General features: G+C 42.8%; 15 protein-coding genes and 1 pseudogene. 3 read left to right on the top strand and 13 right to left on the bottom strand.

Annotation, left to right across the window (positions count from 1 at the left end):
- Positions 1 to 147 precede the first annotated feature (147 nt).
- Entirely contained in the window at positions 148 to 699 is a 552-nt protein-coding gene (locus TT11_RS12050; RefSeq protein WP_261870627.1) for a TetR/AcrR family transcriptional regulator, read from the top strand.
- 43 nt (positions 700 to 742) lie between these two features.
- On the opposite strand, the gene TT11_RS12055 is transcribed toward TT11_RS12050, so the two are convergent.
- From TT11_RS12055 to TT11_RS12110, 12 genes and pseudogenes are all read right to left on the bottom strand, one after another.
- Positions 743 to 1,063, bottom strand: coding sequence for a hypothetical protein (locus TT11_RS12055; RefSeq protein ID WP_261870680.1), 321 nt, complete (start codon positions 1,061 to 1,063; stop codon positions 743 to 745).
- Positions 948 to 1,370 (bottom strand): CDP-alcohol phosphatidyltransferase family protein, encoded by a 423-nt coding sequence (locus tag TT11_RS12060; RefSeq protein ID WP_370587843.1) that lies wholly within the window; start codon positions 1,368 to 1,370, stop codon positions 948 to 950. Before TT11_RS12060 ends, TT11_RS12055 begins: the two co-directional genes overlap by 116 nt.
- Before the next feature lie 244 nt (positions 1,371 to 1,614).
- Complete coding sequence (locus TT11_RS12065; protein WP_261870628.1) at positions 1,615 to 2,256, bottom strand: ATP-binding cassette domain-containing protein; 642 nt, start codon at positions 2,254 to 2,256, stop codon at positions 1,615 to 1,617.
- A gap of 94 nt (positions 2,257 to 2,350) precedes the next feature.
- On the bottom strand, positions 2,351 to 2,707 hold the full coding sequence (locus TT11_RS12070) for an ABC transporter permease subunit (RefSeq protein ID WP_261870629.1): 357 nt from the start codon (positions 2,705 to 2,707) through the stop codon (positions 2,351 to 2,353).
- Between the two features lie 25 nt (positions 2,708 to 2,732).
- On the bottom strand, positions 2,733 to 3,752 hold the full coding sequence (locus TT11_RS12075; RefSeq protein ID WP_261870630.1) for an ABC transporter permease: 1,020 nt from the start codon (positions 3,750 to 3,752) through the stop codon (positions 2,733 to 2,735).
- Between the two features lie 527 nt (positions 3,753 to 4,279).
- Positions 4,280 to 5,398, bottom strand: a complete 1,119-nt coding sequence (locus tag TT11_RS12080; protein WP_261870631.1) for an ABC transporter substrate-binding protein — start codon at positions 5,396 to 5,398, stop codon at positions 4,280 to 4,282.
- Between the two features lie 234 nt (positions 5,399 to 5,632).
- On the bottom strand, positions 5,633 to 6,052 hold the full coding sequence (locus TT11_RS12085) for a hypothetical protein (protein ID WP_261870632.1): 420 nt from the start codon (positions 6,050 to 6,052) through the stop codon (positions 5,633 to 5,635).
- A gap of 72 nt (positions 6,053 to 6,124) precedes the next feature.
- Positions 6,125 to 6,259, bottom strand: a pseudogene (locus TT11_RS12090) (hypothetical protein); the annotation flags it as partial.
- A complete protein-coding gene (locus TT11_RS12095; RefSeq protein WP_261870633.1) occupies positions 6,196 to 6,804 on the bottom strand; it encodes an FAD-dependent oxidoreductase in 609 nt (202 codons plus the stop codon). The gene TT11_RS12095 and the pseudogene TT11_RS12090, both read right to left, overlap by 64 nt.
- Complete coding sequence (locus tag TT11_RS12100) at positions 6,804 to 7,508, bottom strand: TVP38/TMEM64 family protein (RefSeq protein WP_261870634.1); 705 nt, start codon at positions 7,506 to 7,508, stop codon at positions 6,804 to 6,806. The genes TT11_RS12095 and TT11_RS12100 overlap by 1 nt, the downstream gene beginning before the upstream one ends.
- Positions 7,509 to 8,044: 536 nt before the next feature.
- The gene (locus tag TT11_RS12105; protein WP_261870635.1) at positions 8,045 to 8,413 is read right to left on the bottom strand and encodes a hypothetical protein; all 369 of its coding nucleotides are present in this window, start codon (positions 8,411 to 8,413) and stop codon (positions 8,045 to 8,047) included.
- 452 nt (positions 8,414 to 8,865) lie between these two features.
- Positions 8,866 to 9,408, bottom strand: a complete 543-nt coding sequence (locus TT11_RS12110; protein ID WP_261870677.1) for a DUF2058 domain-containing protein — start codon at positions 9,406 to 9,408, stop codon at positions 8,866 to 8,868.
- A gap of 356 nt (positions 9,409 to 9,764) precedes the next feature.
- Between TT11_RS12110 and TT11_RS12115 the strand changes: the two genes are divergently transcribed.
- Entirely contained in the window at positions 9,765 to 10,628 is an 864-nt protein-coding gene (locus TT11_RS12115) for a universal stress protein (protein ID WP_261870636.1), read from the top strand.
- Positions 10,629 to 10,720: 92 nt separating this feature from the next.
- Positions 10,721 to 11,404, top strand: coding sequence for a cupin domain-containing protein (locus TT11_RS12120; protein WP_261870637.1), 684 nt, complete (start codon positions 10,721 to 10,723; stop codon positions 11,402 to 11,404).
- A gap of 155 nt (positions 11,405 to 11,559) precedes the next feature.
- Here TT11_RS12120 and TT11_RS12125 read toward each other — a convergent pair whose 3' ends face one another.
- Entirely contained in the window at positions 11,560 to 12,528 is a 969-nt protein-coding gene (locus tag TT11_RS12125; RefSeq protein ID WP_261870638.1) for an acyltransferase, read from the bottom strand.
- Positions 12,529 to 12,959: the final 431 nt, after the last annotated feature.

Consider the following 12,959-nt stretch of genomic DNA (forward strand, 5'->3'; position numbering starts at 1 on the left):
CCATTCAGGATAAAATTGAGCAATCATTCAAGTTTTATAGCCGTGCCCATTTTTATATGAAGTCACGGCTTTTTAAATGAGGCACATTATGTCACGCACCGCACTTTATAATCGTCAGGATGCCTTGGAGCGCGCGCTACAGCTTTTTTGGCAAAAGGCTTTCATGCCACATCTCTAAAAGATATCGAGCAAGCGCTCGATATGCGCCCAGGCAGTATCTATGCCGCTTTCGGTAACAAAGACGGCTTGTTTCAAGAGGCCCTAGAATACTATGCACGTCTAGGATTGACTGAACTTGAGCGAGTATTGAGCCATCATAAAACGCCTTTATTGGGCCTTGCGGCTTACATACGTCAGCTTGGCGGGATTCGTGATAAAGCGTTGCCGAGCCGTGCTTGTATGTTGGTCAAAAGCTTACTAGAGCTTGGTGCGCGTGAACAAACAGCGTTAACCAAGGTGGAAATGCTGCTGGCAGGTATGGAGACACGCTTTATAGAATGCTTTAAAGAAGCGCAGAATGTAGGTGAAATGGATAGTCAGCTGGATGCGGTTCGACTTGGCCGTCGCCTACAAGCAGAAGTCATGGGTCTGCGTGCCTTTGCACAGCGTGACATAGAGAGCTCGACGGTACATGCCCTTGCTGAAGATATGGCCTTATCTATAGAAGCACTGCGACTCGATGATTCAGTAAATGCTTAGAGGTTCATTGCTAGGTTTCAATATGACGTATATCTTTAGACGCTTACTTGGTAGATTCGAGCTGCTTGAGAGTATGATATCCACCATGTATACGAGTAAAAATAGTAATAGCGCAGGCAGTAGCAAAGATACCAGCAAGTAGCACAAAATGCTGCGGCCAAATGCAAAGAGCAATAAAAAGAGCAATAGTCTCGGTGCCCTCGGTGAGACCATTAAGATAATAAAAGCTCTTATATTTAAACTGAGGCTTATCTAATTGAAATTTTTCTGCAGAAATCGCAAAAGCCAAAAAGCTCGAACCTGTCCCAATAAACGCCGCTAACAACAAGGCACCTGCAATAGCATTTTGCGCAGGGTTGGCCAAAATAAACCCGAGTGGCACAGCGGCATAAAACAAAAAAATCGAGGGTGATATCTAAGTAGCCGCCTGCGCTTGAGCTTTGCTTTGCGTAGCGTGCCATTGCGCCATCCAGTCCATCAAAGATACGATTCAATATAATTACTGCTAGCGCGCCATACCATAGCTCAAATGCGAGGAGTGGTAGTGCCAACATACCAACCAAGAATCCAGCTACCGTAAGCTGATCAGCCGTAATACCGAGCTTATGCAATGTCGCTACTATTGGGGTTAGCAGCGGCTTGATGACGGGCGTAATAAACTTGTCTAACATGAGAGCTGCCTTTTATATTTTGCTTATTTTGGTACTTTGATTGGGTATTTAGCGTTGATATTTGACTCTGATATCCAAAGCTATTGTCCTAGGGACGTGTCATCATTTAGATTGTGGAGCTTAAAATGAGAAAAATTGCAGTCAAACAAGGAAGAATTCGCCGTAAATATGGATATATTGACAAGATTTCTGACGATGTTTTACAAAATTTAGCCATTTTAAGGCCACTAAATGTATCAATGTGCTAATTGATGATACGGCCTAGATAAATAACTTTGCCATTGGCTGCTTCAGCGTCACTTTGGTCGTGCGTGACCATAATAGCAGGCAACTTATGAGTACGAATCTGATCGAATACCAATTGCCGCGTATCCATTCTCAATTGAGTATCAAGTTTGCTAAACGGCTCATCAAGTAGTATCGCTTTGGGCTCATTCAGTAGCGTACGTAGTAGGGCGACACGTGCTTGTTGACCACCTGATAGGTTATCAGGATGACGATCTCCCATCCCTTCTAAGCCCACTTGCGCTAAAGACTGCGCTATTTTTTCAACTCGCTGTCTCTTATTTCCTTTTGGCATAGCAAAAGCAATGTTGCCCGCGACTGATAGGTGTGAAAACAGCAGTGCATCTTGATACAGCACACCAATACGGCGCAAATGTGCTGGCAGGTGAGTCACGTTTTCATCGTTCAACCAGACAGTACCAGACGCGGTAAAATCGCTAGCCAAAGTGCCTGTTAGCCAGTTTAGTAGGCTGGACTTACCACTACCAGAAGGCCCCATCACGGTTAGAATGTCACCACCAGCGATGTCTTCGTTGATACTCAATAACTGCTCGTTTTGACGAAACAGTTGTAAGTCTTTTATCTGTAAAGATGATGGCATCAGGAACCCTTTGTTTGCGTTTTTTACGACTGATTATTTTAATGTTTGATAACGTGTGCTTTTTTTATGATCAGCCTGCTATCGAGTACCACTTCTAAAAAAAGTATTTGGGTAGCATCCAAGCCAATATAAAACCGATGAGCGGTAGCGCCATTTGCATGATGGCATAGACGGCACTGGTACGCCTACTGGCACCATTTGCCAGTGTCACCGCTTCTGTCGTGATAGTGGCAATACGTCCGCCACCCGTCAATAGAGTTGGCAAGTACTGACCAAAGCTGATTGCTAGACCGAGTGCTATAGCAATCAAAATAGGGGCAAATAACTGCGGTAGCTTTATCTGAAAAAACACTTTCATTGGTGCAGCACCAAGGCTGGCGGCCACATGAGCAAAACGAGGATCTAGGCGTCGATAGCTACTGGCCAGTGATAAAAACACGTACGGTAGCACGAATAAAAGATGCGCAAATGCCACATTAAAAAAATTCTGATTGATGATTGGCCAACTGCTGCAACCATACCAAGCCAAACAAGAAAGCAATACTTGGCACCAAGAGCGGTAAGTAAATAATAAAACTGGTGAAGTGTGACAATGGCTTAGCACTCAGTTGCTCAGCTTCCAAGCATAACAAAGTCAGAAAAACAGCAAAGGCGGTACTGACGGCACCAATGCTAAGCGTATTGACCAATGGTGTGCTCATTTGGGTAAAGGCACTTTGAAAATGTAATAGTACGAACTGCTCTGGTAGCATCACCGGAAATCGCCAAAATCCTGCAAATGCCCATAGTACAAGCCCAGCGAGCGACAATATCATAAAACCAATCACGCCTACGGTAAGAATAGCGGTGATTTTTTGCCAGATAGCGTCTGCATAATGACGCTTGCCATTGATTGACGAAACACTAAACATGGCTTTGATAGCTTTTTCGCCGCCCAGCCAAAAGCCGACTAACCCTGCTGTCAGTACAAGTTGTAATAATGCCCCTGCTGATGCTTTGATACGTAGGGTAAGATCGACATCGTTGAACCATTGTATGATAGAGACAGCAAGTGTTGGCGGTGTGTTAGGGCCCAATATCAATGGTATCTCGACACTCGCACTGGAATAGGCCAACACGGCCAAAATCGGTAAACGTAGAAAAGGATATAGCAGAGGCAAGACCGCCTTAAAAAAAGCAGTAATCGGGTAGTAACCCAAATTGAGCGCAACGGTATACTGTTGACGCAGTTTTTTGCCAAGCTCAGGCTGAGCCAGCGCGCCCAAAGCCATTAATAGCAAAAACGGCAGCTCCTTTAATGTTAAACCCAAGATGATACTGATACCGTATGGATCATGTGGAAACATACCATCGGGTGCCATCTCCCAACCAGTTAGCCACGGGGAGATGAGCCGTGCAAACATACCTGATGGCGCAATCAAAAACCCAACGGCAATGGCTGCAGCTGCATGAGGAATGACCAAGATAGGACTTAATAAATGCTCAATACGCTGCAACCAAACACTGTTAAAAAAACGCGGCTAATATCATCAGGCAATCACAAAAGCAAGTAGGGTGCTGATAAGTCCTGTAGCGAGACTTAACGCAGCCATCTGCGTGATGCCAGGTGTTTGCCACAGGTCTATAAACCCTTGCAGATTCAAGGTCGTTTTTTTTCTAGGGCAGGAAGCAGCTTAGGGCAGGCAACAGTACACAGATGAGGCCACAGAGTACGGGTAATATTAATATGAGAATTAAGAGTTTGGGACTAAAAGACACGATACGCGTAAACAGATCTTTTTTCTCAAGCGTAATAGGTCTAGGGCTATCACCTTTTTTTCGTTATTTTATCAAAACCTTGGCTCATGGACTCACCCCATAACGTGCTTGCCAGCCTTGCTGGATGGCCTCTACCCAACTTGGATGCGGCTCGCTTACCGTGCGTTTGACACTGTCAAAGGGCAGGGCGCTTGGATGGGGCTGCTTGGTTTTGAATAATGCTTGTTGTGCAGGGCTAAGTGTAGATTGAACCAGTACGCTTTTGTCACCCCATACCGAAGGGGTTTGTTTTTTTTGCTTGGGCTTCTGGACTCATCAAAAAGTTGGCTACTAATTGTGCCGCCTGAGGATGGCTAGCGTTATAAGGGATAGCGACAAAATGAGTATTGCTTAAGCTGCCGTCACTCATGGCATAGCTGCGAATGCTCTGGGGTAAGTCATAACGCTGTACGGCTGCAGGAACTTCTGGTGCTGAAAAGGTAAAGGCCAGACTCAGCTCAGTATCATCGACCAAGCGCCGCATCTGCGCACCTGTCTGCACGAACTGCTCGCCATTACGCCATAAGGTTGGATGAAAGCCATCCAAAAACGCCCATAGCGGATCTAATACGAGCGCGGTGTTTTCTTCAGTGGCAGGCAAGTTGAGCTGTGCGCTAATGTTTTTACCCGTTTGAGCGTCTTGTCGTTCATGCAGCATAACTAAGACGTATTTTAAGAAACTCATACCCAAAAAATCAGGCGGCTTAGGATAGCTAAAACGGCCAGGGTTTTGTGCTGTCCAAGTGGTCAGTTCAGTTAGCGTTGTTGGCGGTTTACTGGTCGACAGGCTGTCGTAATAAAACGTCAGAGAGGCTTGTCCCCATGGTGCTTCCATACCGTTGGTCGGCACACCAAAGTCAAAGTTTACGGTTAGATTATTCTCTGGGTCAGTCAACGCAAAATTGGGCAGTTTGTTTGCCCATTGTTTAAGTAGCAATGAGTTCTCACTCATGGTGGCAAAGTTAGCACCATTAATCCAGACCAAATCAACACTGCCTTGGTTGTCATTATGAGCAGATTTTTCTGCGAGTACCCGACTGACTGCTTCACTGGTGTCGCTCAATTTAACATGGACTAAGTTGATATTATATTTATCATCAACTTGATCGGCGACCCATTGTAGGTAGGCGTTAATCTGTGGGTCACCGCCCCACGCGTAGAAGTAAACGTCTTGATTGCTGCCTTTGGCTTCTATCTGCTGCCAAGGTGACAAATCTTGGTTAATATTGGCAGTAGTTGGCGATGCTGTGCTTGCTGATATACCAATACAAATGCTCATCACCATAGCGTAGGTGCTATATCGCGTAAGACGTTTGAGCATCGGTAAAGTGGTAATAACGCGCATTCAAGTTTCCGTTATGATTTAAATGTTAGTAAAGCTGGTAAAGATTTCATAGTCTGCCATGTCAAACCAAATAGATATCACAAAATCTAAACCAGCTTTATTAGAGTCTTTTAGAACTTTGCTGCTAATTGCATCATTTAATGACGTTGATCAGCAAACTGTCCTTAATTAACTGATATTAACTAACTATCATTAATTAACCGCGACGCCAAGTATGGTATTTTTCTAACCAACTTAATATGGTCTCAGGGGCGTGAGCACGTTTCCACTCACCAGCGGCGTATTTGTTACCTTCAGCCAAGTCGGGTAGCTATGAATGGTGCCCAATATTTTATTAAGACCCAGACCATGTTTCATTGCTAATACAAACTCAGCGATTAGGTCGCCTGCATGTTCAGAAACCACCGTAACGCCCAATATTTTGTCTTTACCTTTTGGCGTGATGACTTTGATAAATCCTTTAGCCGCGCTATCTGTAATAGCACGATCTAACTCTTCAAACTCAAAACGAGTAATCTCGTAATCGATGCCTTTATCAATGGCTTCTTGCTCGTTGATACCGACTCGAGCGACTTCTGGGTCGATAAATGTAACCCACGGAATCACGCGATAATCTACTTTAAACTTTTTCAGGTTGCCAAATAAACCATTCACTGCGGCGTACCAACCCTGATGGGCAGCGACATGAGTAAACTGGTATGGACCAACGATATCGCCCGCGGCAAAAATATTGGGATATAACGTCTCGAGATATTCGTTGGTTACGATTGTACGATTGGTTTCGATACCTAGCGCCTCTAAACCATAACCTTCAAGGCGTGCGCTACGACCAACGGCACAAAGAAGCTCATCATACTCGATATCGATTTCTGTTTCATTGTGTTTGACGATAATGTATTTTTTTTACCATCACGCATCTCGCAGCGCATCGCTTGATGTGAGGTCAAAATATTGACACCGCTTTCAGTAAGCGACTGATGAGCAAAGGTAGAGACTTCAAGGTCTTCTCTACCCATAATACGATCGCTCATCTCAATTTGCGTTACATTAGAGCCTAAGCGAGCAAAGCTTTGCGCAAGCTCGCTACCGATTGGACCACCGCCCAGTACTACTAGCTTTTTCGGGGCTTCTTCTAGCTCAGCAAACTTCGTCCATAGCGTGTCACTGGTCACGTAACCTGTTTCTTCTATACCTGGGAGAGGCGGTACAAATGGGCGAGCGCCAGTGGCAATGACGATGGTGCGTGCTGTTAGGGTTTGCATGCCGCCGTCATTCAGTTGAATCTCTACTGTCCAAGGGTCAACTAATTTGGCATAGCCTTTGACCACATCGACGCCCAGATTGGTATAACGCTCAACGCTATCGTGCGGTGCGATATCAGCCACTACTTGCTGTACACGTGCCATCACTTTTTTTTGAATGAAAACTGCGGTACAGTGTTCTCTAGACCATAGTTCTCACCATGACGAATTTGATCAGCGATTTTTGCGCTCTTAATGACGGCCTTACTAGGTACACAGCCATAATTTAGACAATCACCGCCCATTTCACCTGCTTCAATCAGTGTGACTTTTGCTTTTACTGCGGCGGCAATGTAACTTGTGACTAATCCGCCAGCACCTGCGCCAATCACAATCATATTGCGGTCGAACTTTTTAGGTTTGGTATGGTTTTTATAAACACGGCGTTTTTTAAACATGTTCAACACTCCTTTTGCTATTAATGGAAAGAAACCTAATAACGCAAACGAGACAATTAAGTTGAAAGATAAAATACCCGATAAGCTATCTATCTGTGCCAGCTGTGTCCCTGCATTGACAAAGACAAACGTTCCAGCCAGCATACCGATTTGACTGACCCAGTAGTAAGTCCATGTTTTAATAGACGTCACACCCATCAATAGGTTAATCAAAAAGAATGGAAATATGGGTACCAGACGTAAGGTAAATAAATAAAATCCACCTTCTTTTGCGACGCCTGCATCGATAGCTGCCAACCGCTCAGGAAAGCGCTGTTTGATGGTGTCACGCAGTAAATAACGCGATGCCAAGAAGGCAATGGTAGCACCAATACTCGATGCAAATGAGGCAACGAGTAAGCCTTGAACCAAACCAAATAGCGCACCCGCGCTAGCGTCAAAATCGCAGCGCCTGGTAAGGAGAGGGCAGTGACGACGACATATAGTAAGAAAAACCCACCGATAATCAATAGCGGTGACTGCGCTTTGTATTCATTAAATTGCGCCATCGACCCTTTTAAGCCATCAAGCGTCAATAATTGATTTAGGTCAAAATAAAAAAAGCTTGCCGCTAATATCAATATTAATAGTATTAAAAATATTCTTTTAATCATGGAAAATCTGGCCAAATAAGGGAGCAAAGGCTAAAATCGTAGTTATTACTCAAACAGTAGAACACTCATCGTCTGAATAACTAAACTTAAGTAACAATACTTAAGTGACTATAGTTGAGTAACGTGGCAATCAAATCGAATTGTCTGAATCGCTTAACTACGATAAAAAATTTAAGTCGGCAGTCTTAATAGTATATACATTATGTCTTATTGGCTGACATTTATACGACTGAAGCAACAAGCACTGCTGCCAACAGTTATACTGGAGACGTATTTTTACCCAATGTTAGGGCGTCATAGTCTCTCATTAAGAATAGCGCCAAACAGGCTGCCAGCATTGGCCATGCAGCAAAAAAATAATAAGTTCTCAAAAGGCGTTAAATAAAGACCAAAGGATGCAAACGTAGAGGCGGCATGTAGCAATAAAATGATGCCGTATGTCCATTTTTTGAACAAACCCATGACGAACGAGAAGATAAGAATAATTTGTAAGCTACCAATAACGTAAACAATAGTAATGCCCAAGTTTTCCAATGCATAGAATTTAGCAAACACATTGGCGGCATGCTCAGGATTTACAAATTTGTCGACTGTCCAAAAGAAGAATACGATGAAAACACCAAGGCGAAGAAATAATAGTGAGATTGGCAAGTGTTTTGGCATGAATTATCTCTTTTTGAGAAAAAGTAAAAGTGAATTGGAACAAATTAAGCAAATAAAACGAGCACGATGGCACCGAACTATCAGGTAACAAACACAGGTAAAAGATGAATAATTTTGAGTGATTACTCAAAAAAAACAAAGTATTACCACCATATGTGCTAAAAATGCATTGTAGTAGTTATTGAATAACTGTTCAAGTTGATTATATCCATATTCTGGCAATTATAGCGATAGGTTACTTTCTTTAAACAAACCAGCAATGTTAGGTTAAAGAAGCCTGATTTATGTACGTTTGATTGAGCCTATCGACACATTTGACGTCTATTTTGTGCTATAAAGATTCGCCTAACCTGTATAAACGCAAAAAGCCCTTTATAGAACATAAATTCTATAAAGCTTTTGAGGGGATGCTTATAACACTATAGTAAAGCCAACAGCAGTAAAACAACTCTCTACCACATCAAGTCATCTGGAATCACATAAGCAGCATACGGATCGTCTTCTGCCAGTGCTTCTTCAGCAGTGTCGTTTGACACAACCATAAAACCTTCCATTTTTGAATCAATACGATCGGCTAATGGGCGAGGTAGTAGTGCGTAGCTCTCTTCCAAACGTGCAATGACTACGTGACCGGCCACGATTTGATCGTACAGTTTCTGAGTGATAGCAATTTTCTTTACCTTGGACTCATCGACAAACTGATAGCTGATCTCACCTTCTGTCTCAGTAATTTGATGCTGCTTAATCATTTGCACGATATTGGCCTTTAATGCTTTCTCTTCCAATACGCGCTGTTTTTCTTGATTAAGCTTTTGATCCTTTTCTAGCTTTTGAGCTTGCGCCTCTGCCAACGCTTTTTTTGCTTCGACGCTTTCTGAGTCACCAGTACGCTTGGCATGTTGCGTTTGCTTGCTGATTTTTTTGGCCTTTTTGCTATCAACCAATCCAGCCTTTAATAATTGAGCCTGTAGGGCATTTTTTTGCCATAATCCAATCACCTAAATAACGATACCGAAATCATAAATGCTAAAAAAATACATTGTAGCAAACTTTGCTAGCGCATGTGGTCAGACGATGATAAGACTTTATATATAGCTAGGTATCAGCCTGCGGTGAGCCATGCACAATGCTGTCGGTAACAAATTGCAATTATTGCAAAAGGGTCGCACACATCGCTGGATGAAGCCGTGTAAATTGGTTATTATCAAATGAAGGGGCAAATTTGCTTTATAAGGGGATTTCTGCAAGGTAACTGTTGTGAAGTAAGTAAAATATACCCTACCCAGAGAGCATAGCTTGGTCAGGACTAACAAGCTGTATAGGATTAAATAATTAAATTTAAGGACAGGTTATGACAACATCACAGCACATTTTAGCCTGTATTGACGGCTCGGCAGTGACTGAATCGGTTTGTGACTATGCAGCGTGGTATGCCAATAAATTAAACGTACCTGTTGGATTATTGCATGTCAGTGACATACCGGCATCGACCAGACGAGATTTATCAGGTGCTATAGGTATAAATAGCCGTCAGTTTTTGTTAGAAGAGTTGTCCCAGCTGGATGAGCAAAGAGCAAAAGTCGTCAACAGCTACAGCAATGCGCTGGTACAAGATGCCAAAAGTCATATTCAAAGCAGTTTCGCTGATGTCAATGTTCGCGTTTATCAACGCCACGGCAAACTGCTTCCTAGTATTGAGCATTTCAAAGAAGAAAATCGTGCGATTGTAATGGGACGACGCGGAGAAGATCATAAGAACAGTCGGATCAATATTGGTAGTCAGATTGAGACGGTCGCTCGTGGGTCAGATATTCCCATATTGATTTGCTCAGAAAAATTTGAAGAGCCAAGCTCCTATATGATTGCCTTTGATGGCAGTAAAACTTCTATTAAAGCGGCACGAATGGTGTCAAAAAGTCCGTTATTAAAAGGTATGAAAGGTCATATCGTGATGGTGGGCAATCATAACGACGCTGCTAAGCAAAGTATGAGCGCCGCCGCCGCACAGTTAGAAGATGCTGGGTTTGTTGTTGAAGCACATCATTTATCTGCTTCTGATGCGGTGGACGGATTGTTAAAGTTTCAGGTAGAGAACAATGTCGACATTATGGTCGTAGGTGCGTACGGACATTCGAAATGGCAGCAATTGTTTCTCGGTAGTACAACGACAGAAATTATCGCTAGCACGTTATCGCCGGTCATTCTAGTGCGGTAATAACGTCATATATTTGTGTTTATCGTCTAGGGCGTGTCCTCAGTTTCATATTGTGGGTACGCCCTAATCATTTAATACCTTTGGAATACTTTATGCTAATTAATGCAGATTTTTCACAACGTGCTTCACTGACTCCTGAAGCACATCAATGGATTAAGTCACCACAAAATGGTGTGGAGCGTGTCATGCTTGATCGTGTAGGCGCGGAGAAGGCTCGCGCTACCAGTCTTGTACGCTATGCGCCAAACTCTTACTTTCCGCACCATCTGCATCCAGGCGGCGAAGAGATATTGGTATTATCAGGCACTTTTTCTGCAGATGACACTCATTATCCAGCAGGTTGGTATTTACGTAATCCACCGTCTTCAGGTCATCGGCCTTATAGTGATGAAGGTGCTGTTATTTTCGTTAAATTGAGGCAAATGTCGTCTGACGAAACGCAGCACGTGGTTATCGACACTTATAAAGATGCTAATTGGCAGCAACAAGGCAACCGTAATATCTGCCCGCTTTTTTCTGATGGGGTAGAGCACGTTAGTCTACAGCGTATCGATGCAGGCGAGTTGCTATGCACTGAGACAGTTCATGGCGGTGCAGAAATATTAGTTGTAGCAGGCGAGCTAATAGAGGGTGGACAGTTATATCAGCAGGATAGTTGGATACGCCTGCCGATAGATATAAATGTACAAATAAAAGCAGGGGTAGAGGGCGCGACGATATACCTAAAAACTGGCCATCTTAACCATGTCATCGGTTTAGACATTCAAGAGGCTTGAATGACTTCGTTATTAATAGCTAGTTATTAAAACATACATCATCAAAAACTTTGGCACGTCAACTTTTCAGTCATGAGGTGCCAAATTATCTGTATTAGAACTTACTACACTATGAGAAACTCTTATCTATATATGAGTACCTTTAGGTAAAAGTATCAAAGATCACTTGTTTTGATAGCATCTTTGTTCTCAAAGTCAGCCAACATCTCTGTGATTAGCTGATCCTTTTGATGCCATATTTGCTCTACCCATTCAAACATCTGTGCTTTTATCGCTTCATCTGTTTCATAGCCGCCGTTCTTGATCGCCGTAAACAGGTCTTTGGGTATCTCAATATGTCGCACATCGACGCCTAAACGTTTGATATTGCCTTTCCATAGATCACTATAAGTGGGAACACCGTCAGGGTAGACAATCGTCATGTCCAAAATCCCATCAATCTCTTCCCCTAATGCACTCATAGCCAGTAATAACCCGCCAGCGCGTGGCTTAAGTAAATGCGTATATGGGGATCTTTGTTTATCATGTTTGCTAGGAGTGAAGCGAGTCCCTTCTAGATAGTTCAATAGTGTAAAAGGCTTGTCCTTGAGCAATGCACATGCTCGTTTCGCTTCTTCGATATCCTTACCCTTTAGAGCAGGGTTTTTGGCGATGGCTTCTTTAGAGTGTCGACGCATCATAGGAAAGTCGAGAAAGTAGAAAGCTTGACCAATGACAGGAATATATATGAGCTCAAACTTGGTAAAAAAGCGCGTCAATGGCAAACGTTTTTCGCTGATATATTGCACGATACTGGTATCAACCCATGATTGATGATTGCTCACCAGTAGATACTTACCGTTGGTATGCACATCATCAGGCAGATTAATGCGCCAATCTTTGCGCGGTAATACGTTATCGATCAATGCATTGTTGCTATTGATCCAATAGTTCGTCACATCGATAACGGCTTTGTCAGCGATGGCAGCACCGGTGATAGCCTTGGTAGCACCCATGACCCAGACAGGTAGACCAGCTAACATACTATTGAAAGTGATAACGCTGGTTGCTGTCGTCAGTGAGGCAGCTTTGCCCAGTTTTGGAGCGCGTTCATGTAGTTTTTGAACGATTGATTTCAATCGCATATCGAATCCTTTTACTCATGCCTATGATGAGATATTGATAATGTTGCTGCATGATTTTAGCAGAAATCAATCTCAGTGTACGAGTGTTAACAACAAATAATAAACAGCATTGATAAATCAAAATGTACAATCGTATTGAGATTTAGCCGAAACGAGAGACAAATCAAACCATAAAAACAGTCTGTTTTATCTATAAAAATAAACCGATAAAAAAAGAAATACAGATTACTTAAAGGGTAAGTGTCTATGGTGATATTTCGAGCTCAAATATAGCCTTATATGCTGGCTAGTCTATGAGTTTCGTCTAGAACCTCTTTTTATAGATTAACAGTACTACTCACACATTAGTACTGAGCAAAGATTAATGAAGTTAAATATTTTGATAACAGTTAAGTTATCAATAAACAAAAAAAGGGCATATCAAGAATTAT

Source organism: Psychrobacter sp. JCM 18901 (genome assembly GCF_000586435.1).
Classification (GTDB): Bacteria; Pseudomonadota; Gammaproteobacteria; order Pseudomonadales; family Moraxellaceae; genus Psychrobacter.